The organism is Leucobacter sp. NPDC058333 (assembly GCF_042726155.1).
Taxonomy (GTDB): Bacteria; Actinomycetota; Actinomycetes; order Actinomycetales; family Microbacteriaceae; genus Leucobacter.
In genome coordinates this window covers 121,018-144,757 of record NZ_JBHXHV010000003.1, presented here as the reverse complement: position 1 = coordinate 144,757, position 23,740 = coordinate 121,018, and the positions used below count along the sequence as shown (strand labels likewise).

The 23,740-nt window shown below is 64.2% G+C and carries 20 protein-coding genes; 10 read left to right on the top strand and 10 right to left on the bottom strand.

Annotated elements, in window-relative coordinates:
- Positions 1-128 precede the first annotated feature (128 nt).
- The 4 genes from acnA to dut all read right to left on the bottom strand — a co-directional run bounded on the left by acnA (position 129) and on the right by dut (position 4,945).
- Positions 129-2,816, bottom strand: a complete 2,688-nt coding sequence (gene acnA / locus ACFWHR_RS11150; RefSeq protein WP_382448378.1) for an aconitate hydratase AcnA — start codon at positions 2,814-2,816, stop codon at positions 129-131.
- Positions 2,817-2,877: 61 nt separating this feature from the next.
- Complete coding sequence (locus ACFWHR_RS11145; RefSeq protein WP_382448377.1) at positions 2,878-3,750, bottom strand: DUF3159 domain-containing protein; 873 nt, start codon at positions 3,748-3,750, stop codon at positions 2,878-2,880.
- Complete coding sequence (locus ACFWHR_RS11140) at positions 3,747-4,421, bottom strand: DUF3710 domain-containing protein (protein WP_382448376.1); 675 nt, start codon at positions 4,419-4,421, stop codon at positions 3,747-3,749. The genes ACFWHR_RS11145 and ACFWHR_RS11140 overlap by 4 nt, the downstream gene beginning before the upstream one ends.
- Before the next feature lie 86 nt (positions 4,422-4,507).
- Complete coding sequence (gene dut, locus ACFWHR_RS11135; RefSeq protein WP_382448375.1) at positions 4,508-4,945, bottom strand: dUTP diphosphatase; 438 nt, start codon at positions 4,943-4,945, stop codon at positions 4,508-4,510.
- Positions 4,946-5,052: 107 nt separating this feature from the next.
- Between dut and ACFWHR_RS11130 the strand changes: the two genes are divergently transcribed.
- A complete protein-coding gene (locus tag ACFWHR_RS11130; protein WP_382448374.1) occupies positions 5,053-5,526 on the top strand; it encodes a DUF3093 domain-containing protein in 474 nt (157 codons plus the stop codon).
- A gap of 84 nt (positions 5,527-5,610) precedes the next feature.
- Here the strand turns inward: ACFWHR_RS11130 and ACFWHR_RS11125 are convergent, their stop codons facing one another.
- Entirely contained in the window at positions 5,611-5,901 is a 291-nt protein-coding gene (locus ACFWHR_RS11125) for a DUF4193 domain-containing protein (protein WP_382448373.1), read from the bottom strand.
- Between the two features lie 212 nt (positions 5,902-6,113).
- On the opposite strand from ACFWHR_RS11125, the gene sepH reads away from it, so the two are divergent.
- The gene (gene sepH, locus ACFWHR_RS11120; RefSeq protein WP_382448372.1) at positions 6,114-7,460 is read left to right on the top strand and encodes a septation protein SepH; all 1,347 of its coding nucleotides are present in this window, start codon (positions 6,114-6,116) and stop codon (positions 7,458-7,460) included.
- Between the two features lie 73 nt (positions 7,461-7,533).
- Here sepH and ACFWHR_RS11115 read toward each other — a convergent pair whose 3' ends face one another.
- A complete protein-coding gene (locus tag ACFWHR_RS11115) occupies positions 7,534-8,727 on the bottom strand; it encodes an alkaline phosphatase family protein (RefSeq protein ID WP_382448371.1) in 1,194 nt (397 codons plus the stop codon).
- A gap of 10 nt (positions 8,728-8,737) precedes the next feature.
- On the opposite strand from ACFWHR_RS11115, the gene ACFWHR_RS11110 reads away from it, so the two are divergent.
- The gene (locus ACFWHR_RS11110) at positions 8,738-11,209 is read left to right on the top strand and encodes a DNA topoisomerase (ATP-hydrolyzing) subunit A (RefSeq protein WP_382448370.1); all 2,472 of its coding nucleotides are present in this window, start codon (positions 8,738-8,740) and stop codon (positions 11,207-11,209) included.
- Positions 11,210-11,318: 109 nt separating this feature from the next.
- On the opposite strand, the gene ACFWHR_RS11105 is transcribed toward ACFWHR_RS11110, so the two are convergent.
- Complete coding sequence (locus tag ACFWHR_RS11105; protein ID WP_382448369.1) at positions 11,319-13,412, bottom strand: type IIA DNA topoisomerase subunit B; 2,094 nt, start codon at positions 13,410-13,412, stop codon at positions 11,319-11,321.
- A 195-nt stretch (positions 13,413-13,607) separates the two neighbouring features.
- Here ACFWHR_RS11105 and ACFWHR_RS11100 point away from each other — a divergent pair, with 195 nt between their 5' ends.
- Positions 13,608-13,829 (top strand): hypothetical protein, encoded by a 222-nt coding sequence (locus ACFWHR_RS11100; RefSeq protein ID WP_382448368.1) that lies wholly within the window; start codon positions 13,608-13,610, stop codon positions 13,827-13,829.
- Between the two features lie 94 nt (positions 13,830-13,923).
- Here ACFWHR_RS11100 and ACFWHR_RS11095 read toward each other — a convergent pair whose 3' ends face one another.
- Complete coding sequence (locus ACFWHR_RS11095; RefSeq protein WP_382448367.1) at positions 13,924-15,219, bottom strand: RNA polymerase sigma factor; 1,296 nt, start codon at positions 15,217-15,219, stop codon at positions 13,924-13,926.
- Positions 15,220-15,443: 224 nt separating this feature from the next.
- Complete coding sequence (locus ACFWHR_RS11090; RefSeq protein WP_382448366.1) at positions 15,444-16,376, bottom strand: proteasome assembly chaperone family protein; 933 nt, start codon at positions 16,374-16,376, stop codon at positions 15,444-15,446.
- A gap of 163 nt (positions 16,377-16,539) precedes the next feature.
- On the opposite strand from ACFWHR_RS11090, the gene lpdA reads away from it, so the two are divergent.
- Positions 16,540-17,913, top strand: a complete 1,374-nt coding sequence (gene lpdA / locus ACFWHR_RS11085) for a dihydrolipoyl dehydrogenase (protein ID WP_382448365.1) — start codon at positions 16,540-16,542, stop codon at positions 17,911-17,913.
- A gap of 40 nt (positions 17,914-17,953) precedes the next feature.
- Positions 17,954-19,765, top strand: a complete 1,812-nt coding sequence (gene sucB, locus ACFWHR_RS11080) for a 2-oxoglutarate dehydrogenase, E2 component, dihydrolipoamide succinyltransferase (RefSeq protein WP_382448364.1) — start codon at positions 17,954-17,956, stop codon at positions 19,763-19,765.
- A 17-nt stretch (positions 19,766-19,782) separates the two neighbouring features.
- On the opposite strand, the gene ACFWHR_RS11075 is transcribed toward sucB, so the two are convergent.
- Positions 19,783-20,016 (bottom strand): hypothetical protein, encoded by a 234-nt coding sequence (locus ACFWHR_RS11075; protein WP_382448363.1) that lies wholly within the window; start codon positions 20,014-20,016, stop codon positions 19,783-19,785.
- A 466-nt stretch (positions 20,017-20,482) separates the two neighbouring features.
- Here ACFWHR_RS11075 and ACFWHR_RS11070 point away from each other — a divergent pair, with 466 nt between their 5' ends.
- The 4 genes from ACFWHR_RS11070 to ACFWHR_RS11055 all read left to right on the top strand — a co-directional run bounded on the left by ACFWHR_RS11070 (position 20,483) and on the right by ACFWHR_RS11055 (position 23,713).
- Complete coding sequence (locus ACFWHR_RS11070) at positions 20,483-21,172, top strand: DUF4191 domain-containing protein (RefSeq protein WP_382448362.1); 690 nt, start codon at positions 20,483-20,485, stop codon at positions 21,170-21,172.
- A gap of 2 nt (positions 21,173-21,174) precedes the next feature.
- On the top strand, positions 21,175-21,603 hold the full coding sequence (locus ACFWHR_RS11065; protein ID WP_382448361.1) for an RDD family protein: 429 nt from the start codon (positions 21,175-21,177) through the stop codon (positions 21,601-21,603).
- Positions 21,604-21,778: 175 nt separating this feature from the next.
- Positions 21,779-23,203: a type I glutamate--ammonia ligase gene (glnA, locus tag ACFWHR_RS11060; protein ID WP_382448360.1), complete on the top strand. Its 1,425-nt coding sequence runs from the start codon at positions 21,779-21,781 to the stop codon at positions 23,201-23,203.
- Between the two features lie 114 nt (positions 23,204-23,317).
- Positions 23,318-23,713 carry a DUF488 domain-containing protein gene (locus ACFWHR_RS11055; RefSeq protein WP_382448359.1) on the top strand — a complete coding sequence of 132 codons (396 nt, stop codon included), beginning with the start codon at positions 23,318-23,320 and terminating at the stop codon, positions 23,711-23,713.
- Positions 23,714-23,740: the final 27 nt, after the last annotated feature.

Below are 23,740 nucleotides of genomic sequence, written 5' to 3'. Positions count from 1 at the left end.
ATTCCGCTCGACCGGTCAGGTCGAAGCATCCCCACAGTCTACTCGTGGCGTCGGTGCCGAACCCGCGCGGGAAACGACCGCGGGCCCGGGCGCGCAATGCGCCCGGGCCCACGGTCGTGATCCGAACCTTAGACCAGCGAACGCAGCACGTACTGAAGAATGCCACCGTTACGGTAGTAGTCAGCCTCACCCGGGGTGTCGATGCGCACGACGGCGTCGAATGCCGTCTGCGTGCCGTCTTCGCGAGTGGCCGTGACCGAGACAGTGCGCGGCGTCGAACCCTCGTTCAGCGCCGTGATGCCCGAGATATCGAACGTCTCGGTGCCGTCGAGACCGAGGCTGTCGGCGCTCTGCCCCTCGGGGAACTGCAGCGGCAGCACGCCCATGCCGATCAGGTTCGAGCGGTGAATGCGCTCGAAGCTCTCGGTGATGACGGCCTTCACGCCCAGCAGGCGGGTGCCCTTCGCAGCCCAGTCGCGCGATGAGCCCGAGCCGTACTCCTTGCCGCCGAGCACCACGAGCGGAATCTCAGCCGCCTGGTAGTTCTGCGACGCATCGTAGATGTACGACTTCGGCGCGCCCTCCTGCGTGAAGTCGCGGGTGAAGCCACCCTCGACACCCGCGCCGTCGTTCTCGGTGGCGAGCAGCTGGTTGCGCAGACGGATGTTCGCGAACGTACCGCGAATCATCACCTCGTGGTTGCCGCGGCGCGAGCCGTAGGTGTTGAAGTCCTTCGGCGCGATGCCGTTCGCGACGAGGTACTGGCCGGCGGGCGTTTCCGCCCGGAAGCTGCCCGCGGGGCTGATGTGGTCGGTCGTGACCGAGTCGCCGAGCTTCGCGAGCACGCGTGCGCCCGTGATGTCGACCACGGGAGTCGGCTCGAGCTGCATGCCCTCGAAGTAGGGTGCCTTGCGCACGTAGGTCGACTTCTCGTCCCAGGCGAACGTGTTGCCATCGGGGGTCGGCAACGACGTCCAGTGCTCGTCACCGTCGAACACCGTCGCGTACTTCTCGATGAACATGCCCGAATCGATCGACGCGTCGGCGATCTTCTGCACCTCGACCGGGTCCGGCCAGATGTCGCGCAGGAACACGTCGTTACCCGCCTCGTCCTGGCCGAGCGACTGCGTGTCGAAATCGAAGTCCATCGTGCCGGCAAGCGAGTACGCAATGACGAGCGGGGGGCTCGCCAGGTAGTTCATCTTGATGTCCGGGTTGATGCGACCCTCGAAGTTGCGGTTGCCCGAGAGCACCGCGGTGACCGCGAGATCATGTTCATTGACCGCGTTCGAGATCTCCTGGTTGAGGGGGCCCGAATTGCCAATGCAGGTGACGCAGCCGTACCCGACCGTGTAGAAGCCGAGCTTCTCGAGATCGTGGTTGAGGCCCGACTTCTCGTAGTAGTCGGTGACGACCTTGGATCCGGGAGCGAGCGTGGTCTTCACCCACGGCTTCGCCCGAAGGCCGCGTGCTGCTGCGTTGCGGGCGAGCACGCCAGCGGCGAGCATTACCGACGGGTTCGACGTGTTGGTGCACGAGGTGATCGACGCAAGTGTCACCGCGCCGTGGTCGATTTCAAACTCGCGACCCTGCTCGTCCTTGACCTTCGCGGGGTTTGCTGCCTGCGCGTAGTTCTTGAGGTCGGTCTCGAACTGCGCCTTCGAGTTCGTGAGCTCGATGCGATCTTGCGGGCGCTTCGGGCCAGCGATCGACGACACCACGGTGCCGAGATCGAGCTCAAGGTACTCACTGAACTCGGGCTCGCGCGAGGCGTCGTGCCACATGCCCTGAGCCTGCGTGTACGCCTTGATGAGCTCGATCTGCTCTTCGGGGCGGCCGGTGAGGCGGAGGTAGTCGAGCGTGACGTCGTCGACGGGGAACATCGCGGCCGTCGACCCGAATTCGGGACTCATGTTGCCGATAGTGGCGCGGTTCGCGAGCGGAACCGAGCCGACGCCCTCGCCGTAGAACTCAACGAACTTGCCGACAACGCCGTGCTTGCGCAGCATCTGCGTGATGGTGAGCACGACGTCCGTGGCGGTCACGCCGGCCGGAATCTGGCCAGAGAGCTTGAAGCCGACAACGCGCGGGATGAGCATCGAGATGGGCTGGCCGAGCATCGCGGCCTCCGCCTCGATACCGCCGACGCCCCAGCCGAGCACGCCGAGACCGTTCTGCATCGTGGTGTGCGAGTCGGTGCCGACGCACGTGTCGGGGTACGCGAAGACTTCGCCATCGATGTCACGGGTAAACGTGACGCGTGCCAGGTACTCGATGTTGACCTGGTGCACGATGCCGGTTCCGGGCGGAACGACCTTGAACTCGTCGAATGCACCCTGGCCCCAGCGCAGGAACTGGTAGCGCTCGCCATTGCGCTGGTACTCGATTTCGACGTTGCGCGCAGCCGCGTCCGCGGAGCCGTAGACATCGGAGATCACCGAGTGGTCGATAACCATCTCGGCGGGAGCCAGCGGATTGATCTTGTCGGGTGTGCCACCCAGCTCGACGACTGCTTCACGCATGGTCGCGAGGTCAACGACACACGGCACACCGGTGAAGTCCTGCATGATCACGCGGGCCGGCGTGAACTGGATCTCGGTATCCGGCTGAGCTGCGGGATCCCAGTTGCCCAGCGCCTCGATGTGAGCGCGAGTCACATTCGCGCCATCCTCGGTGCGGAGCAGGTTCTCCAGCAGCACCTTCAGGCTGTACGGCAGCCGCTCATGACCGGGGACCTGGTCGATTCGGTAGATCCCGTATTCCTTCTCGCCGACGGCGATGGTGCTCTTCGCTTCGAAGCTGTTGACGGCTCCCATGAGCTCCTCCAATGTGTCTCGATGTCAAGATAATTCTACACCGACTTGAACACACCAATTGTCACCCGGGCGGGGTGTTTTGCCCAGTGTTTACGCCAGATTCGCTCGATGAATCATCTGATGATCCCGGAAGCTTGTTGAGCACCATCCACGTAAAGACGACAACGAGCGCGAAGAGCGGCACTCCCATGACGAGCCTCGCGATGCCCAGCGCGTCGGTCGCGGCGGCCCCGTCTGGTTCGCGAGCTGCGAAGTACAGCGGCACCTGCACGGCAAGTCGAGCGATAAAGAGTCCGCTCCACAGCAGCGTCAGCCACATCGCGACGCGCTTCAACACTCGCTCGCCCCGCCACGCGGTGAGGTTGCCGCGAAGAGCACCCAGCGCAACCCCGATGAGAGGCCATCCAACGGCGACGGAGATCAATAGCGCAAGCGACCATACGATGTTCGTCACAAACCCGGGCACGTAGTAGTCCGCACCGCGGCCCGTAAACAGAGTCGCCGCGACGGCAATTGCCACGCCTGCAGCGCCCGAGAAGACCGAAATCAGTGGTTCACGGCGAACGAGGCGAATAATTACCGCGATGATCGCGAGCGCCGCGGGCGCAATCGCTGAGACGCGAGCATCCCGAGTGATCGTGAAGATCACGAGAAACAGCAGACCGGGGACGAGAGTTTCGGCAATGCCGCGCCAGCCACCGATGGCGTCGAGTACGCCGCGACTGGTGAGCGCCTCCCCCGACATCCCGGCGCGCACGGTGCGACCGAGGGCACCGCCGAACGGTGTCGCCGGCGCCGCAGTTTCACCATTCGTTCCGGCACCGTCGGCCGGCGAGGGTGGAGTCAGCGGAGTCAGCGGAGTCGAGGGCACTGTCGACGCGTCGCTCGAACGGCCCTGCTCGTCGCGGTTGGGGAGCTGCGGAGACTCGCTCACACCGCGAGCGTTTCAGCGGGCGGCGTCTGCCGCTGCCCCTGCACGCCGGCTGGAACCTTCAACGGCAGCAGTTCGCTCGGCGGCATCGGCTGATCGCCGCGCACGACGACGAGTTCACGGAAGAGGTCAAAGACGCGCTCTCGTGACTCGGCGTCTTGGGCGGCCTTGCCCATGATCACGCCGCGCAGCATCCAGCGCGGGCCATCGACCGCGATAAACCGCGCGACTCGGGTGCCCTCCTGGTCAGCGGGAGCGGGCGTCTCGACAAGTAGCTCCGGGCCAAGCACGCCGTCTTCTTCGACAACGGTGCCGCCCTGCGCGGTCATTTGCTTCGTAAGGTCTGCGCGCACACCGGCCCACAGGCCAGTCGTCTTCGGGGCCGCAAATGCCTGCACCTGCAACAGGGACTCGGCGTACTCCAGCGACACGGCAATCACGCGGTTTGCGCGCTCGTCAACCTCGAGGCGAAGCTGCAGTCCCTCACGCGGCGCAACCTTGATGCCGCCGAGGTCAACGTAGGGCCGCATTGCTGGCACCTCTGCCGCGTCAAACGGCCCGGCCGTCTCGCGATCTGCGGGCGCTGACTTCGTCTCGTCGATCTCCGCTGGCGCTGCATCGCTGACGGCGACGTCAGTCGAATCCGGTTCGGTGCTCTGAGTATCTTCGCTCATTGTTTTCTACTCCTTCGTCGCGACCCTCGGGCCGAACTCGTGCGGCGGTGCGCCCGCCACGAAACTTGTTTCTGCTGCGCGCGGCGTTAGCCGCTCACTCCGGTCGAACCGAAGCCACCGGTGCCGCGCTCGCTCGACGGCAGTTCGGAGACTGGCACGAACACCGCCCGCGTCACCGGCATCACGATGAGCTGAGCGATGCGGTCGCCCGGCGCTACCGTAAAGGTCTCGCTGCGATCAGTGTTCAACAGCGTGACCTTAATCTCACCCCGATACCCGGCATCGACGGTTCCGGGCGAGTTTACGACAGTGATGCCGTGTTTCGCGGCCAGACCGCTGCGCGGCACTACGAAGGCCGCATACCCGTCGGGCAAAGCGATGGCCACGCCAGTGCCGACAAGCGCGCGCTCGCCAGGCCCGAGCTCGATTGCTTCCGCAGCGCGCAAGTCGGCGCCAGCGTCATTCGCGTGGGCATAGTTCGGCGGGAACTCCGCCACAATCGGTACGTCAACCACATCAGTCACCCGCACAGGCTAGCGGATTCGGCCGCGGATGCGCTCCGAGTTGCTCACAGATACGCCCCCGCCGCCGTACGGCACTCTCAGATCGCTGGCCACGAGATAATAGAGGCATGACTCGCGACGCCAGCACAACTACGCCTGCAATTGACTACCGCGAGCGGCTACTTCCCGGCGCAAGCCTGTTCATTGCACTGGTGCTCGTGATTCCGGCGGTCGCACTCGTCTTGACCCCGATCAATGCTCAGTGGGCTATTCCGACGGGGATCATCGTGTACGTAATCCTTGCGGCGACGTTTCTGCTCCTGAGCCCATCACTCGTTGTTGCCAACGGCCGGCTCACCGCTGGCCGTGCCGAGATCCCTGTGAGTCAGCTCGGCGAGATCGAACTCTTGGGCGCAGATGAACTCCGTGCCGCGATCGGGCCCGGCTGCGACGCCCGAAACTTCTTGCTGCTGCGCGGCTGGATTCATCGCGGTGTACGGATCGCCAACATCGACCCCGCCGATCCGGCGCCGTTTTGGATCCTGACCACACGCCATCCCAAGAAGCTCGCCGACGCCCTCACTGCCGCGCGCGCAGCGTGAGCGACTGCAGCACCGCGCTGTAACGCACGAACGGCCGCCCCGACATTCCGGGGCGGCCGTTCGTTGAAGCGTCTGAGATGCGAGCTAGTGCGCGCACTCACGACAAATTGGCCCGAGATCCGTCTCGTGGTCAATCTGCGAGCGATGACGCACGAGGAAGCAGCTCACGCAGGTGAACTCATCGTCTTGCTGGGGCAGCACAATAACGTCGAGCTCGACGTCAGAGAGATCGTTGCCCCCGAGATCAAAACTCGGATTATCGGCGTCCTCGGAATCGAGACCAGACGCGCCTTTCGCCGGTCCACGTTCTTTCAACGCCTCGATCGACTCGGCATCTTCTTCAGTCTTGCGCGGGGCGTCGTAATCCGTTGCCATTCTCTCCTACGTTCCCGGGCCGGGTTATCGGCACCTTATCCATCGAGCGGCCATAGTCTGCCTCACGATGCGCTTCCGACGCAAACTGTTCACCACAAAGTTCTCTGAGCGCGAAGTTCTGACCCCTCCCGTTTCGCCACGCGCCGCCTCAATGCCGCCCGCCAGCGTTCGGGTGTGACACGCTGGGTCGCGACTCACGAAGGGATGCGCCGATGGACGAATTGCGCTTTGTGCGCCGAGATGACCGGACGCTGATCGTCGCCAACGATGCCGGCGATGAGTTTCGCTTTGTCGTTGATGACGCGGCTTTAAGTGAGATGCGCCATCTTGCTCGGAAGGAACGCCACCCTGGCAAGGTGGGCCCGCGCGAGATCCAGGCACTCATTCGAGCCGGCAAGACGCGCGCCCAGGTGGCGAGCGAGACCGGCCTCGACGACGTCGACATCGAACGCTACGAGGAGCCGGTGCTCGCCGAGCGCCGGTACATTCTTGAGCGCGCTCACGCGGTTCCCGTGCGCACCGACGCTCATGGCGAAGGCGATCAGACATTCGGCGCGGTCATCGCCGAGCGACTGATCGTGCTCGGTTCAGAGACCAACGAGTGGGCATCGTGGCGCGATGAAGATCGAGGTTGGATGGTGAGCCTCGAGTTCATCTCGCACGACGTCGCACACCGCGCCGTGTGGACGTTCGACCACCGTAAGGCGCTGCTCTCCCCCATCAACCCTGACGCGGTGAACCTCTCGAAGCAGGGTGACGTCGGAGATCGACTGATCCCGAAGCTGCGCGCCGTCGACTCGTCAGAGCAGGTCGGGCGCTTCGACTCGGGAGCGTTCGACGCCGACGGTCTGCCGGCTGGAAACGCCTCTAGCGGTGATGCCGGCGAAGCTGAAACTCACGACCAGGCCACCGCGGGTGACACTCAGCGCGAGGACCAGATTGCCGCCCCCGCGGATCCAAACGCCGAGTTTGCGCGACGCCGCGAAATCGACCAGCGTGCAATCTCGTCAGATGCAGACGCCCCGGCCGATCTCAGCCAGACCGCTGATTTGCTCGACGCCCTGCGGAAACGCCGCGGCGAACGGGATCACGGAAAGCGTCAGGGCTCGGAGGCCGGGGCCGAACTGCAGCCCCAGGAACTCGACCTCGCTGCGTTGCGCGTTGACGAGGCTACTGACGATTCACCCGGGCCTTCCGCGGGAGCTACGGCTGCTCCCAGAGGCGATGCGCCCAGCGCCCGTTCAGCCGAACCACGGTCGCCACAGGGCAAATCACCTCAGGCAGCCGCCCCGGGTCGCGCTACAGGCCCCTCGGCGGTGACCCCGCGGTCAGCTGACGGCGAAGCTGCTCCCGCTGCTCCCCGCAGCATTTGGAGCACTGCCGGTGTCAGCGGTACGCCGAAGCAGTCGGAAGCCCGCTCAAGCGAGCCTGCGGTGAAGCCTGTCGAAGACGCGCCAGAGCCAGAGCGCACCCCGAATCCGAAAAAGGGTCGCGCATCGATTCCCAGCTGGGACGACATCCTGTTCGGAACGCGCAGCGACGAGGATCCCTCGAACTAGATCGCGAACCGCGATGAGTGGCCCGCCAGAATCAACCGAGTCAGGCGGGCCACTCTCGTGTTCGCCCGCTGCGCTACCGGCGACGCGACGCCGCGGCCTGTACCGCCGCCGCGAATCCGGTGCCTGTGAGGGCACCGCCCAGGGCCAATGGCACCCCGCGCTCCTCGTCAGTGAATGACCCGTGCTGTCCAACCATCGCCAGTGCTCGCGGGTCGTCAGTCGCTGAGTAATACGCAACCTGCTTGCGCGCCGCGATCAGTACGTCACCGAGTCGTGGTGCGACGTCCGCGTGCACCGGGCCGAAGCAGCCGCTCGCTATCGCCTCCGCGCGCGTAGCGATCCAAGCTCGATTCCCTTCGGCTCGCCGCCACGCGTCCGCGACCGCGTCAGCATCGGCACCAGCGTGGAGGTACAGGGATCGGAACCGCGGCTCTCCCCCGATTTCTGCGACGTCCGCAAGCAGCGCCGGGTCGGCGTCGAGCATGATCTGCTGGTGCTGGGCAACGTCGACCATGCCATGGTCGGCTGTGACGGCAACGCCCACCTCACCCGGGAGGCCGCGTAAGAAACCGTCGAGCGACGCATCGAATTGCTCGAGCCGGCGCACCCACTGCGCGCTCTGCCAGCCAAACTCGTGCGCCGCTTTGTCGAGCTCGTCGACGTAGAGATACACGACCGCTGGCGGACCCTCGCGGAGTACGCGTGAGGCGAGCGCGAATCGATCTTCAATACGCTGCCCGCCGAGATACTCAGCACCCGACAGAATCGCCTCTGTGAGACCTCCAGAGGCGTGCGCGGGTCGACCGATGGCTACTGCTCGCGCCCCCACAGCCTGCGCCTGCGTAAACAGCGGCTCGGCGCGCTGCCAGGCCCGCCTATCGGCGATGCCGTGCCAGTCGCGGAGCGTCGTCACGAGACCCAGCTCAGGGTGCCTGATGCAGTAGCCAATGAGCCCGTGCTCGCCGGGAAGCCGCCCCGTAACAAGCGTCGTGAGGGCCGCCCCCGTTGTCGACGGCGCGACCGTTTCGATGCGCTTTCGCGGCAGCCTCGCGAGTGCTGGGGCATGGCCGATTCGGCCAGCGAGCTGCGCACTTCCGAGACCATCGGCAACGATCATCACGAAGGATCGAAGCGTCGGCAGCGTCGGTGAATTGGCAAACTCGAGTTCACTGGGCAGATCGGACTTCAGTCCGCGCGCGACCGCCGCGATGCCGCTTGGCAGAATCGCGGCAAGCCTCGCGCCGTTGTCGGCGGTCGTCGGTAGCATGAACTCCATTATGACCGACCCCCGCAGTACGCCCGCCGGAGCCACCGACGCACCCCACGAACTCGCCGGCGAACGCATCGAAGACATCGACATCTTGCAAGAGATGGAAGGCTCGTTTCTCGAGTACGCCTACTCGGTGATTTACTCGCGTGCGCTGCCAGATGCCCGCGACGGGTTAAAGCCCGTGCAGCGCCGCATTCTCTTCATGATGCAAGACATGGGTCTGCGTCCCGAGAAGGGTCACGTGAAGTCTGCCCGCGTCGTTGGCGAGGTGATGGGCAAGCTGCACCCGCACGGTGACTCGTCGATCTACGACGCGCTGGTGCGACTCGCGCAGAGCTTCGCGATGCGGCTTCCCCTCGTCGACGGCCACGGCAACTTTGGCTCGCTCGACGACGGGCCCGCTGCGTCACGGTACACCGAGGCGCGGCTCGCCGGTGCCGCGCTCGCGATGACAGAGTCGCTCGACGAGAACGTCGTCGACTTCGTACCCAACTACGACAATCAGATCATGCAGCCCGAGGTGCTGCCGTCGGCCGTGCCCAACCTCCTGGTGAACGGCGCGAGCGGCATCGCAGTGGGTATGGCCACGAACCTCGCACCCCACAATCTCATTGAGGTAGTGGATGGCGCCAAGCACCTGCTGCACAACCCCGACGCGACGGTCGACGAGCTGATGGAGTTCATCCCCGGCCCAGATCTCCCGGGCGGTGGCACAATCGTCGGTCTTGAGGGCATCAAAGACGCATACCGCACCGGCCGAGGTGCGTTCCGCACGCGCGCAAAAGCCTCGGTCGAGCAGCTCGGCCCACGCCGCACCGGCCTGGTCGTCACCGAGCTCCCGTATTTGGTCGGCCCCGAGCGCGTGATTGAGAAGATCAAACAGGGCGTCGAAGCGAAGAAGCTCTCAGGCATCTCAGACGTCGCCGATCTCACTGACCGCAAGAATGGCCTCCGTCTCGTCATCACGCTGAAGACCGGTTTCTCCCCCGAAGCTGTGCTCGAACAGCTATACCGCTACACCCCGCTCGAAGACTCGTTCAGCATCAACTCCGTCGCGCTCGTCCAGGGGCAACCGCAGACGCTTGGTTTGCGCGAGATGCTGCGTGTCTTCCTCGATCACCGCATCTCCGTCGTCACACGGCGCTCCGAGTACCGCCTCATGAAGCGTCGCGAGCGCCTGCATCTCGTTGAGGGCATGCTCATCGCGATCATGGACATCGACGAGGTCATTCAGGTCATTCGCACGAGCGATGACGCCGAGGCGGCGCGCAGCCGTTTGATGCAGGTGTTCGAGTTGTCGGAGGCGCAGGCCGAGTACATCCTCGAACTCCGTCTGCGCCGTCTCACGAAGTTCTCTCGCGTCGAGCTGGAAGCCGAACGTGACGAGTTGCAGGCTGAGATCGACAGCCTGCTCGCGATCCTCGGCGACAAGGCCCGCCTGCGCGGCGTTGTCGCCGACGAAATGGACCTTGCCGCAGAGGCTTTCGGCACACCGCGCCGCACCGCGCTTACCGGAGCCGTGCTGCGGCCCACTCGGGCTTCGACGGCGGCAACCTCGCTCGAGGTCGCGGACACCCCCTGCACGGTGCTGCTCTCGGTAACGGGGCGTGCGCTGCGCATCGAGCGCGACCCAGAGGCCGCAGAGAGCACGCGCCCGGCACCTCGCGCGACTAAGCACGGCGCCGTACTTACGAGTATCGACGGCACCGTACGTGGTGAACTCGGCGCGGTGCTCTCAGATGGCACCCTGCAGCGCTTCACACCGGTCGACCTGCCAATGGTTCCAGCGGCGAGCATCGCTTTCTCGGCGGGCGCAAAGCTGCTCGACTACATCGGCGTCACCGACAAGAAGCTGCGAGTCGTGGGCATCGTCCCGCTCGACTCTGACACGCCGATCGGTATCTTCACGAGTCAGGGCACGGTCAAGCGCGTGGTGCTCACCGATCTCCCGGCAAAGCCAAGTTTCGAGATCATCGGCCTGAAACAGGGTGACACCGTAGTCGGCGCATTCGTTGCACCCGACGGCACCGAGTTCGCGGCCGTCTCGAGCGATGCTCAGCTGCTGCGCTTCCCGGCCACAGCGGTGCGCCCGCAAGGCCGCCCAGCTGCCGGCATGGCGGGTATGCGCCTGGGCGCCGACGCCCGCGTCGTATTTGCCGGCGCGGTGCCAGAGGGCGCCGAGGCCCGCGTCGTTACGATTGCCGACAGCTCAATCACGCTTCCCGGAACCGACGTCGCGACGGCGAAGGTCTCGGACTGGGCCGAGTTCCCCCCGAAGGGACGCGCTACCGGCGGCGTCCGCGCGCAGCGCTTCCTCAAGTGGGAAGACCAGATCGCATGCGCGTGGGTCGGCACGGGAGACCCGCGAGCGCTTGCGGCCGATGGCACGGCGCGTAAATTGCCGACCGAGCTCGGCAAGCGCGACGGTTCAGGTCAGCCTATTGACGGCTCTGCCGCATTCGTAGGTGTCGCTCCGTAGTCCGCGTACAACGAAGTGAGGCGGTGGCCGGCTTTCGCCGCCACCGCCTCACTGTGTTTCGTAGTGGCCCCGTCTGAAACTCAGCGCGAGCCGAAGCGCGAGCCGAAGCTCATGCGTCGATGCGCTCACGATCCATGTCATCAGCGTTGTCGATGATGAACTCCTTGCGCGGCGCGACGTCGTTGCCCATCAGCAACTCGAAGATCTGTGCCGCGGCGTGTGCGTCTTCGACGCGCACACGGCGCAGCGCGCGGTGTTCGCGATCCATCGTCGTCTCAGCGAGCTGATCGGCGTCCATCTCACCGAGACCCTTGTATCGCTGAATCGGCTCCAGATACTTCTTGCCGCGCTTTTTCAGGTCGGCGAGCAAGGTATTGAGCTCACGCTCGCTGTAGGTGTAGATCACATCGTTTGGCTTGCGTCCCGCGTTCTGCACGATCACGCGGTGCAGCGGCGGAACGGCCGCGTAGACGCGCCCGGCCTCGAGCATCGGCCGCATGTAGCGGAAGAACAGCGTGAGCAGCAGCGTACGGATGTGGGCGCCGTCAACGTCGGCGTCGCTCATCAGAATCACCTTGCCGTAGCGGGCAGACTCCAGTTCAAAGTCTCGGCCCGATCCGGCACCGAGCACCTTGATAATCGCGCCGCACTCAGTGTTATTCAGCATCTCGGCAACTGAGGCCTTCTGCACGTTCAAAATCTTGCCGCGAATGGGCAGTAGCGCCTGAAATTCGCTATCGCGGGCAGGGCGCGCCGTGCCGAGCGCGCTGTCGCCCTCCACGATGAAGAGTTCGGTCTCGGCGACCGCCTTCGAACGGCAGTCGATGAGCTTCGCGGGTAGCGAGGAACTCTCGAGTGAGCTCTTGCGCCGAGCTGTATCGCGCTGCGCACGCAACGAAATACGGGCCTTCATTTCCGAGACCATCTTTTCGAGCAGCGCGCTCGACTGGGTCTTGTCGGCCTTCTTCGTCGACTCGAACCGGGCGGTCATGCCCTGAACGATGGCTTTCGAGACGATGGCGCGCACCGCGGCCGTACCGAGTACCTCTTTCGTCTGCCCCTCGAACTGAGGCTCTGGCACACGAACGGTGAGAATCGCGGTGAGCCCGGTCAGAATGTCGTCTTTGTCGGGCTTATCGCTGCCCGCCTTCAACTTGCGGGCGTTCGCCTCGATCTGCTTCCGGAAGAAGCGCGTCAGCCCCTGCTCGAATCCGGCCAGGTGCGTACCACCCTTGGGGGTGGCGATGATGTTGACGAAACTCTGCACTTCGGTGTCGTAGCCAGTGCCCCACCGCATCGCGATGTCGACCTCGCACTCGCGCTCAACCTCTCGGGAGACGAGGTGCCCGCTGGCCTCGTCCATTACCGGCACGGTCTCGGTGAATTTACCCGTGTCGGTGACGCGCCACGTGTCGGTGAGTGGCGCGTCGACGGCAAGAAATTCGACGAACTCTGAGATGCCACCCTCGTAGGCGAAACGGTGCACCTGGGGCGATCCATCTTCTCCGAGAGACTCCGCGCGCTGATCGGTGATCTCGATCGCAAGCCCGGGCACGAGGAACGCGGTTTGCCGCGCGCGAGCGACGAGCGATTCCGGTTCGAATCGAGCGGAGGCGAGAAAGATCTGGGGGTCGGCCCAGTACCGCACACGGGTACCCGTTACGCCCTTCTTCACCTTGCCTGCGATGCGCAGCTCTGACGCTTCTTCAAACGGAGTAAACGGGCTGTCGGGACCATCACCAGCGAACACACCGGGCTCGCCGTGTCTGAACGACATCGCCCACGTTTTGCCATCGCGGTCGACCTCTACGTCGAGGCGCGACGAGAGGGCATTCACGACTGACGCGCCCACACCGTGCAGGCCGCCCGAGGAGGCATAGCCGCCACCGCCGAACTTGCCGCCGGCGTGCAGCTTCGTGTACACGAGTTCGACGCCCGTGAGACCGCTCTTCGGCTCGATGTCAACTGGAACACCGCGCCCGGTATCGGTGACCGTTACGCTGCCGTCGTCGTGCAGGGTGATGCCGATGGCGTCGCCGTGCCCGGCGAGCGCCTCATCGACTGAGTTGTCGATGATTTCCCAGAGGCAGTGCATGAGCCCGCGCGAATCGGTCGTACCGATGTACATGCCCGGGCGTTTACGAACCGCCTCAAGCCCCTCGAGTACGGTCAGGTGCCGCGCGGAATAGTTGGAATCTGCCACTGCTCAGATCTCCTCAGGTTGATGACGGATCAACACTAGGGCACGCCGCCGACACTCTTGCGGAAGGGGTGCGGCGAGTGGAGAATGGGCCGACTTCACTACGCGGTCAGCGAACCCACCCAACCGGATGGGGGTATTCCGAGCAGAGCGTGCTTTGATGGTCACGTAGTGAATGAAGATGAAGAGGAGGTTGCCATGACGACACTCGAGCAGGAACGCACCAATGAGGTCGAGTCCGCGGATCGTCCCCTGAGCGCGCTGGATCGCTGTGACAGCTGCGGTGCGCAGGCATACGTCCGAGTGCTGCTGGGCGGAAGCGAATTGCTCTTCTGCGCGCACCACGCGAACAAGCACGAATCCAAGCTGCGCCCGATGGCCGAGGTCTGGCACGACGAGACCCACAAGCTCACCGCATAATCTGCGCGACAGAAAAGGGCCCCGGCGATGAATATCATCGCCGGGGCCCTTTCGTGTACACGCTGCCACCTCGTGCGGCAGCGCGCATTACGACCTAGTCGAGGTAGTCGCGCAGCTGTTGGCTGCGCGACGGGTGACGCAGCTTCGCCATCGTCTTCGACTCAATCTGACGAATACGCTCACGGGTGACGCCGAACGTATCGCCGATTTGGTCGAGGGTCTTCGGCATGCCGTCGCCGAGACCAAAGCGCATACGAATCACGCCTGCCTCGCGCTCGGAAAGCGAGTCGAGCAGCTGCTCGAGCTGCTGCTGCAGCATCGTGAAGCCCACAGCGTCGGCGGGAACTACCGCCTCGGTGTCCTCAATGAGGTCACCGAACTCGCTGTCGCCGTCTTCACCCAGCGGCGTGTGCAGTGAAATCGGCTCGCGACCGTACTTCTGCACCTCGACGACCTTCTCAGGCGTCATGTCGAGTTCGCGGCTCAACTCTTCGGGCGTGGGCTCGCGGCCCAGGTCCTGCAGCATCTGACGCTGCACGCGGGCCAGCTTGTTGATGACCTCGACCATGTGTACCGGGATGCGGATCGTTCGAGCCTGATCTGCCATCGCGCGAGTGATCGCCTGACGAATCCACCAGGTGGCGTACGTCGAGAACTTGAATCCCTTGGTGTAGTCGAACTTCTCGACCGCACGGATGAGGCCGAGATTGCCCTCCTGAATGAGATCCAGGAACTGCATGCCGCGGCCGGTATAGCGCTTGGCAAGTGACACGACGAGCCTCAGGTTCGCGCCGAGCAGGTGGCTCTTCGCACGCTGACCGTCACGAGCCACCCACTTGAGCTCGCGCTCAAGCTTCTTGGGCAGACCCTTTTCGGTCGAGAGCTTCTCTTCAGCGAAGAGGCCAGCCTCGATACGCATCGCGAGCTCGACCTCTTCGGCCGCGTTCAGCAGAGCGACCTTACCGATCTGCTTCAGGTAATCCTTGACCGGATCGGCAGTCGCTCCGGGGATTGCCGTCGTGATCGTCGGGACGTCTTCTTCGTCACGCGCCTTCAGCACGATCGCTCCCGTGGGGAGCGGCTCGGTGACCACCGGAGCGGCCTTCTCTTCTTCGGCGGCCTCAGCCTCTTCGTCGACGTCTGGCGCGTCGAGATCAATCTCGTCGGCCGCGCTCTTCTTCGTGGCGCGCTTCGTCTTCGCCGCCGCGGGCTTCTTCGCAGCAGCGGCAGTAGCGGCTGGCTTCTTCGCCGCCGCGGTCTTCTTCGCCGCTGGCTTCTTACGCGGGGCTGCCGCGGTCTCCGTCACTTCACCGACCTCCTCGGTGTCGACAGCCTTCTTCTTCGCAGCCGTAGTGGATGCGCGAGTTGTGGTCGTGGTTGCAGTTGCCACGTAGCCGCCTCTCTCATTTCAGATTTCGGCCTGTGTCGCCAACAGATTTCGTCGACGAGTGCTCACAGCATGAAAACCCATGTCAAGCCCGGCCTATTCCCGCGAGCGAGAATGTGCGACCGGATTGCATGGGCAGCAAGACAATTATTGCACGTCTGGCACGGAGTTCTTGCCAGGTGGCAGACGAAGTGATATTTAACCGACACTCAAGATGTCGAATGAGATCACTTCGGGGACGTATCGTCGTCCAGGCCACGGCGCCGGTGCTCGGCGAGATACCTTTCGAGCTCGCTCGCCAGCTGATCCGCGGTCGGTATTGATCCGTCTTCGGAGACAAGCGGCGACCGCGGGCTCTGATCTTCCATGTAAGTGTCGTAGCGCTGCTCGAGAGTGCGTACCATCTCGGTCGACTCCTCATTGTCTGCGATCTGGCTGTCAACCTGAGCGTTGAACTCCCGCGCGAGTCGCCGCACCTCATCTGTCGGCAGAATGAGCCCCGTTGCGGCCATGATTCCGTCAAGGGCCGCATAGAGCGCATCGGGGTATTCGGTATTTGCCAGGTAGTGCGGGATCAAGAGCGCAAATCCTGCGACCTCCTCCCCCAAACTGTGCAGTCGATACTCGAGCACGTGTGACGCCGATGCCGAGAGCTTCGTCTTCGGCTTCCAGACGGAGCGAGCCTCAATGAGGTCGTCGCGTGACCCGCTCACCGTCGTCGAGATCGGGCGAGTATGCGGAACGGGCATCGGGATCGCGTGCGACCACACCGTGATCGAAACCTCGAACTCGTGCACGAGCAACAGCACCGTGTCGATGAATTGATCCCACTTGAAGTCTGGCTCGAAGCCGCTCAACAGCAAGAACGGCGAACCGAGCTCGTCGTGGAGCAGCGCCAGAGTGAGTTCCTCGGGCGCGTAGTCGACGAAGTGGTCTTCGTCGAAAGTAATGACTGGGCGACGGGCGCGGTAGTCAAGGAGGAGGTCAGCATTGAAGCGCACGAGCTCCTCGGGCGCGCCGTGCTCCCAGAGGTACTCTTCGAGCTGTGCGACAGCGCCGCCAGCATCGGTCAGCCCCTGCATGGCAACAATGAGTGGTAGCCCGCGAGGTACCTGTGCGCGGCGTTCTGCATAGTCAGCGGAGAAGATCGATTCGGTCACCGTTCCATCCTACGAACGACGCGCGTCGTACTGTTCGTTTCCGTCACGCCCACAGCGAAACCCACCGCCTAGTGGCGCGGACTCACAGGTGTAGGCTGGACAAGGCACGCCCGGCATCTCATGGGCGACCTTCACATTGCGAGCTTTCCGAGGGAGACCCCACTTGGCCGATCAGCAGTTTGACATCGTAGTTTTGGGCGGCGGCAGCGCCGGCTATGCGGCGGCGATCCGCGCAACCCAGTTGGGTTTCAGCGCGGCTGTCATTGAAAAAGACAAACTGGGCGGCACGTGTTTGCACCGCGGCTGCGTTCCGACGAAGGCGCTCCTGCACTCTGCAGAGATTGCAGACGTAGCCCGCGAGGGTGAAGCGTACGGCGTCAACTCAAGCGTTGCGAGTATCGACATCGCCGGCGTGACCCGGTTCCGCGAGAACCTCGTCGCTGGTAAGTACAAGGGCCTCCAGGGCCTCCTGAAGGCCAACAAGATCACGATCATCGAGGGTGAGGGCAAACTTGTCACCCCCGACGCCGTTCAGGTGGGCGCAGACCGCATCGTCGGCAAGCACATCGTGCTTGCGACCGGCTCCTTCTCCCGTTCACTCCCGGGCCTGGCAATTGAAGGCCGGGTCATCGCGAGCGAGCACGCACTCGAGTTGCAGGAGATCCCGAAGCGCGTGGCCATCCTCGGCGGCGGCGTCATCGGCGTGGAGTTTGCCAGCGTCTGGAAGTCGTTCGGCGCCGAGGTCACCATCATCGAGGGCCTGCCCCACCTGGTCCCGAACGAGGAAGAATCAATCTCGAAGCAGCTGGAGCGCGCATTCCGCAAGCGTGGCATTGGCTTCAAGCTTGGCGTCCGCTTCAAGTCCGTGACGCAGGACGCCGACAGTGTCACCATCACCCTTGAAGACGGGGCGACCGTCGAGGCCGACTACCTACTCGTAGCAGTTGGCCGCGGCCCCGTCACCCAGGGCCTCGGCTTCGAAGAGGTCGGCGTCAAGATGGATCGCGGCTTCGTGCTCGCGAACGAACGCCTCGAGACAAACGTTCCTGGTGTCTACGCGATCGGTGACATCGTTCCTGGCCTGCAGCTTGCGCACCGCGGCTACCAGCAGGGCATCTTCGTTGCTGAGCAGATCGCCGGGCTGAACCCGGTCGTCGTGCAAGACGTGAACATCCCGAAGGTCACCTACTGCGACCCCGAGATTGCTTCTGTCGGCCTCACCGAGACGAAGGCGAAAGAGCAGTACGGTGATGACAAGGTCACAACCTATGAGTACAACCTCGCGGGCAATGCGAAGAGCTCCATCCTTGGCACGGCGGGCAGCGTGAAGGCTGTGCGCGTCAACGACGGCCCCGTCGTCGGCGTCCACATGATTGGCGCACGCGTCGGTGAGCTCGTCGGAGAGGCACAGCTCATCGTGAACTGGGAAGCGTACCCCGAAGATGTTGCACCGTTCGTTCACGGTCACCCGACGCAGAACGAGACCATTGGCGAGACGATGCTGAAGCTCGCCGGCAAGCCGCTACACGCTATCTAAGCGCGGCGAAGACATTGAACAACGAACGGAGAAATGCACGATGAGTGAATCGGTGGTCCTCCCCGCACTGGGCGAGAGTGTGACCGAAGGGACGGTGACGCGTTGGTTGAAGAACGTTGGCGACACCGTCGAGGTCGACGAACCCCTGCTCGAGGTGTCGACCGACAAGGTTGATACCGAGATTCCCTCGCCCATCGCGGGCGTGGTGGAAGAAATTCTCGTGCAGGAGGACGAGACCGCTGAGGTCGGCGCCGTTCTGGCGAAGGTCGGCGACGGCAGCGGTTCAGCGAGCGCTGCTCCCGCAGCAGAGCCTGCGGCAGAACCCGCTCAGGCTGAAGCGCCCGCAGCAGCGCCCGCTCAGGCTGAAGCGCCCGCTCAGGCTGAAGCGCCTGCGGCAGAACCCGCTGCCGAGAGCGCACCCGCGGCGCCCGCCGCTGCGTCGGGTGACTCGCAGGCCATCGTGCTGCCCTCACTTGGCGAGAGCATCACCGAGGGAACGGTCACTCGTTGGCTGAAGAACGTCGGCGACGCCGTCGAGGTCGACGAGCCGCTGCTCGAGGTCTCGACCGACAAGGTCGACACCGAGGTTCCCTCCCCCATCGCTGGCATTCTGCAGGAGATTCTCGTGCAGGAAGACGACACCGTCGAGGTGGGCGCAGAGCTCGCTCGCGTCGGCAGCGGCGCTGCGGCACCGGTCGCTGAATCCCCGGCGCCCGAGGCGCCGGCGGCGACCGAAGCACCGGCACCCGCGGCACCTGAGGCACCGGCTCCCGCCGCCACCGCTTCTGCCGGGTATGAATCCCCCGCTCCGGAGAACGAGCAGGCTGATGCAGCTCCCGCTGCACCGGAAGCACCAGCTCAGGCGGCAGCTCCTGCGCCAGCGGCAGCAGCCGCTCAGGCAGCGGCAGCTCCGCAAGCAGCCGAGTCGACCGATTCGAATGCTGGCTATGTCACTCCGATCGTGCGCAAGCTTGCCCACGACCGCGGCGTCGATCTCGCTTCGGTGACGGGCACTGGCGTCGGCGGACGCATCCGCAAGGAAGACGTGCTCGCTGCCGCGGATCGCGCGGCAACGCCGCCGGCGGCTGCTTCCACGGCGGCTCCTGCGACCGCAGCACCGGCTCCGCAGGTGTCGGAGCTCCGCGGTACGTCTCAGAAGATGAGCCGTCTGCGCAAGGTCATCGCGGAGCGCGCTGTGGCCTCGCTGCAGAGCACTGCGCAGCTGACGACCGTCGTCGAGGTCGATGTCACGCGCATTGCGCAGCTGCGTCAGGCGAAGAAGGACGAGTTCCTCGCCAAGACCGGTTCGAAGCTGTCGTTCCTGCCGTTCTTCGCACTGGCGGCCGCTGAAGCGCTGCGCACGTACCCGATCATCAACGCGACCGTCGATGGCGACTCGATCTCCTACCCCGAGACCGAGAACATCAGCATCGCGGTCGATACCGAGCGCGGGTTGTTGACTCCCGTACTGCGCGACGCTGGCGCGAAAAACCTGAGCCAGATCTCGGGAGAAATCGCAGATCTTGCGGCGCGCACCCGTGACAACAAGCTGACCCCCGATGAGCTCAGCGGTGGCACCTTCACCCTGACCAACACCGGTTCACGCGGCGCGCTCTTCGATACGCCGCTCGTGTTCCTGCCGCAGGTCGCCATCATGGGCACCGGTGCGGTTGTGAAGAAGCCCGTGGTCATTTCGGGCCCGGAGGGCGACTCGATCGCGGTTCGCTCGACCGTGTACCTTGCCCTGTCGTACGATCACCGCATCGTCGACGGCGCGGACGCCGCTCGGTTCCTCACTCAGGTGCGCGAGCGCCTGGAGGCTGGCCAGTTCGAGGCGAACCTCGGCATCTAAGGCCCAGAACCGCTCGGCTATCGACGCCTGAGAGCCGCGCCCGTCATTCGTGACGGACGCGGCTCTTCGCGTATCTCGACGCGACCCTTCACCGCCGCGGGCGTGATCCGGCGCTCAACCGCCTCAATCATGAGCTCTATCGCGCCGGACGCGTCCCAATAGGATCCCCGAGCCGCCAGCTCACCGACCACCCCGTCGACTGCATCACACAGCAGCCCGGCGATGCCCACGGTGTCGGCCCGCCGAATCATGCGATGCAGCTCGTGCAGTGGCGTACCCAGCGTGCGACAGCCAGCGTCGTGCCCGCGCCTCCTGTGCCGCGCCTCTGCTCCAGGCTCCACCCCACAGCGCCCAGATTCTCGCCGCTGCACTCCGGCTTCGCACCACTCGAGAACCTCTCGCGCCAGGGCTGCGGCGGCACCCGTGCGCGATGCAGGCTGGCGGCGGCGAGGCCTTCTCGGGGAACAGAAGATCCGACACCGTTCGATCGAGCTCACGTGTTGCAATGCCGCCTCCTGACCTGACGCAGTTCGCCTGCTCATTACGCGCAAACGACTTCCCCCAACTGTGCCCGTAGGCCACCGGGGTACTTCAGCGGGCTCAGAATCTGTGGAATGTTCAGTCTCAAATGCCACCTCAGTTCACCTGTGAGCGGAAGCGGAACACCAGTTCGCCTCCTCGGTCAGCGCGGTGGCCCAGACACGATATCCTGGGTACATGGCAGCAGAACAGGCGAAGCGCACCGGACGTATCAGGCAGATGTTCGACATCTACCGCACCACTAAGGTGCACGATACGAATCTCCCGTGGATCCTACTGCTGTGCTTTGTCGCGCCCATCGTCGTGGCGGTGCTGCTCGCGTGGCTGCTGCCCGGCAGCTGGTTCTCGTGGGTGTTGTGGCCCGTGACCGGCATTCTCGTGGGCATTCTGCTCGTGATGATCGTGTTGGGCCGCCGCGCTGAGCGCACGGCATACGAGCAGATCGAAGGCCGCCCCGGCGCTGTCGGCGCCGTCGTGCAGAGCGCGCTCCGTCGCTCGTGGCGTGGCTCGGAAACCCCGATCGCGATCAACCGCAACCAGGATGCGATCTACCGCGTCGTGGGGCGCGGAGGCGTCGTCCTGATCTCTGAAGGATCCCGCCAGCGTACGCAGCGCATGGCTGCTGACGAAGAACGCAAGGTGAAGCGCGCGCTTCGCAATGTCGAGGTCGTACATCTGTACGTTGGCCCCGACGGCGGCGGCATTCCGCTCGCTAAGCTCTCGCGTGCCCTCGTCAAGCTGAAGCCGGTCATGAACCGCAACGAGGTCGGCGCCGTGTACACGCGCCTGTCGTCACTGCAGAGTGCCCCCGTGGGCATCCCGAAGGGTATGGACCCGAACCGCGTGCGTTCGCAGCGTCCGCGCTAAGCATGTCGAACCCTGCTCCCCAGCGATTCGGCGAACTCGAACCGAGCAAGTGGCCGGGTGAGCGCCTCGGTCTCCCCGACGAGGGTCCGCGTTCTGTCGCCCGTGTCGGTCGCCGCGTGCTCGCGATCCTCGCGGACTGGGCTCTCGCGGCCCTCCCGGCGTACCTGCTCGTCGGCGGACCGCACCCAGAGTTGTGGAACGTGCTCTTCTTCGCGATCCTGCAAATCGTGTTTATCCCGACGATCGGGGGCTCTCTCGGGCACCGCTTGTTGGGCTTGCGCGTCGTACCGCTCGCCGGCGGTTGGGTGGGCATTTGGCGGCCCATCGTGCGAACGATTCTGCTGTGCCTCGTCATTCCGGTGCTCGTGTGGGATTCAGATCAGCGCGCGTTCCACGACAAGATCGCGGGAACCGTGCTCATTCGCGGGTAGCGCCGATTTCACCGAACCTTCTCGCGGCTTGGTCCCGTATCACACGGTGCACTTGCCGTAACACTCGCGAAACACTGAACTCACGGTTCTGAAATCATGCTGAAGTAAGGTGGAGGCACACGATCGGCGCGGTGAAGATCCGATATCCGCGGCCGAAATGAACCCGAGGAGCAGAATGTTCACCACCCCGCAGGAAGTCATCGACTTCATCAAGGAAACCGACGTGAAGTTTGTCGACATCCGTTTCACCGATCTGCCGGGCGTCCAGCAGCACTTCAACATCCCCGCTGCCACGGTCGACCTCGAGTTCTTCGAAATCGGTCAGATGTTCGACGGTTCCTCGATCCGCGGGTTTGCCGGCATCGCCGAGTCAGACATGCAGCTCATCCCCGATGTCTCGACGGCCTACCTCGACCAGTTCCGCGCTGAGCGCACGCTGATCGTGATCTGCGACATCTTCAACCCACGCACCGGCGAGATCTATTCGAAGGACCCGCGTCAGATCGCGAAGAAGGCGGAGCAGTACCTCGCCTCGACCGGCGTCGCCGACACCGCGTTCTTCGCGCCCGAAGCTGAGTTCTACATTCTCGATTCGGTACGGTACGAAACCACTCCGCGCCGCACCATGTACGAGATCGATTCGGAAGAAGCGAGCTGGAACTCGGCGCGCGAAATCGAGGGCGGCAACCTCGGCAACACGACCCACGAAAAGGGCGGCTACTTCCCGGTCTCCCCCGTCGACAAGCAGGCGGATCTGCGCGACGACATCTCGCTCCGACTCATCGAAGCTGGGCTCCAGCTCGAGCGTTCACACCACGAGGTCGGTGCTCCCGGTCAGGCGGAGATCAACTACCGCTTCGACACGCTCGTCAAGGCAGCCGACGACGTGCTTAAGTTCAAGTACGTCGTAAAGAACACCGCAGAGCTGTGGGGCAAGACCGCAACGTTCATGCCGAAGCCGGTTTTCGGTGACAACGGTTCGGGCATGCACACCCACATGTCGCTCTGGAAGGGCGGCGAGCCCCTTTTCTACGACGAGAACGGCTACGCGCAGCTCTCTGACATTGCTCGCTGGTACATCGGCGGGATCCTGCACCACGCGCCCGCGCTGCTCGCGTTCACGAACCCGACGATCAACAGCTACCGTCGCCTGGTCAAGGGCTACGAAGCGCCGGTGAACCTCGCCTACTCGGCAGGCAACCGTTCGGCTGCTGTGCGCATCCCGCTCACCGGATCGAACCCGAAGGCCAAGCGCATCGAGTTCCGCGCCCCCGACGCATCGGGTAACCCGTACCTCGCGTTCGCGGCGCAGATGATGGCTGGCCTCGACGGCATTCGCAACCGTATTGAGCCCATGGACCCCATCGACAAGGATCTCTACGAGCTTCCCCCGGAGGAAGCGAAGAACATCCCGCAGGTGCCCGGTTCGCTCGAAGAGGCGCTCACCGCGCTTGAGGGCGACCACCAGTTCCTGCTCGAGGGCGGCGTCTTCACCGAAGAGCTCATTGAGACCTGGGTGTCTTACAAGCGCGAGTATGAGCTCGCCCCGATGGCACTGCGTCCGCACCCCTTCGAGTTCGAGCTCTACTACGGCGTGTAATCACGTCGCTCACTCGTAACGGCACAGCGCCCCTCCTGGTTTCGCACCGAGAGGGGCGCTTTGCTATAACTGTGAGCGGGTGGGCACGACGAAATCTTTATTGAGGAGCGATCGATGACCACCGAGATCCACTTAAAACGCGTCTATGAAGCTGCGAGCCCGACCGATGGCGCTCGTGTATTGGTCGACAGGCTGTGGCCGAGAGGTGTCTCGAAGGATCGCGCCGCACTCGATTCTTGGGCGAAGGAGGCGGCCCCGAGCACTGATCTTCGCCAGCGTTGGCACGCAGACGCCGACGCGGACAAGCCCAGCCATTTCGCGCGGTTCACTGTCGAATATCAACGCGAACTTGAGCAGGCTCCCGCCGCCGATGCACTGGAACGTCTCGTCGACCTGGCACGCGAACATTCTCGCCTCACGCTTGTCTACGGCGCCCGCAATGAAGCGACGAATCACGCCGTGGTGCTTCGCGAGGCACTGCTGTCGCGACTACAAATGCCTCCTCGCTGACGCGAGCGGGGCACACTCCAGCGGTGC

What these genes read in the sequence shown, in the direction of transcription:
- acnA (WP_382448378.1), bottom strand. Translation starts at nt 2,816, where the DNA reads ATGGGAGCCGTCAACAGCTTCGAAGCGAAGAGCACCATCGCCGTCGGC.
- ACFWHR_RS11140 (WP_382448376.1), bottom strand. Translation starts at nt 4,421, where the DNA reads ATGAGCGAAGATACTCAGAGCACCGAACCGGATTCGACTGACGTCGCC.
- ACFWHR_RS11130 (WP_382448374.1), top strand. Translation starts at nt 5,053, where the DNA reads ATGACTCGCGACGCCAGCACAACTACGCCTGCAATTGACTACCGCGAG.
- ACFWHR_RS11125 (WP_382448373.1), bottom strand. Translation starts at nt 5,901, where the DNA reads ATGGCAACGGATTACGACGCCCCGCGCAAGACTGAAGAAGATGCCGAG.
- sepH (WP_382448372.1), top strand. Translation starts at nt 6,114, where the DNA reads ATGGACGAATTGCGCTTTGTGCGCCGAGATGACCGGACGCTGATCGTC.
- ACFWHR_RS11115 (WP_382448371.1), bottom strand. Translation starts at nt 8,727, where the DNA reads ATGCTACCGACGACCGCCGACAACGGCGCGAGGCTTGCCGCGATTCTG.
- ACFWHR_RS11110 (WP_382448370.1), top strand. Translation starts at nt 8,738, where the DNA reads ATGACCGACCCCCGCAGTACGCCCGCCGGAGCCACCGACGCACCCCAC.
- ACFWHR_RS11100 (WP_382448368.1), top strand. Translation starts at nt 13,608, where the DNA reads ATGACGACACTCGAGCAGGAACGCACCAATGAGGTCGAGTCCGCGGAT.
- sucB (WP_382448364.1), top strand. Translation starts at nt 17,954, where the DNA reads ATGAGTGAATCGGTGGTCCTCCCCGCACTGGGCGAGAGTGTGACCGAA.
- ACFWHR_RS11075 (WP_382448363.1), bottom strand. Translation starts at nt 20,016, where the DNA reads ATGATTCGGCGGGCCGACACCGTGGGCATCGCCGGGCTGCTGTGTGAT.
- ACFWHR_RS11070 (WP_382448362.1), top strand. Translation starts at nt 20,483, where the DNA reads ATGGCAGCAGAACAGGCGAAGCGCACCGGACGTATCAGGCAGATGTTC.
- ACFWHR_RS11065 (WP_382448361.1), top strand. Translation starts at nt 21,175, where the DNA reads ATGTCGAACCCTGCTCCCCAGCGATTCGGCGAACTCGAACCGAGCAAG.
- glnA (WP_382448360.1), top strand. Translation starts at nt 21,779, where the DNA reads ATGTTCACCACCCCGCAGGAAGTCATCGACTTCATCAAGGAAACCGAC.
- ACFWHR_RS11055 (WP_382448359.1), top strand. Translation starts at nt 23,318, where the DNA reads ATGACCACCGAGATCCACTTAAAACGCGTCTATGAAGCTGCGAGCCCG.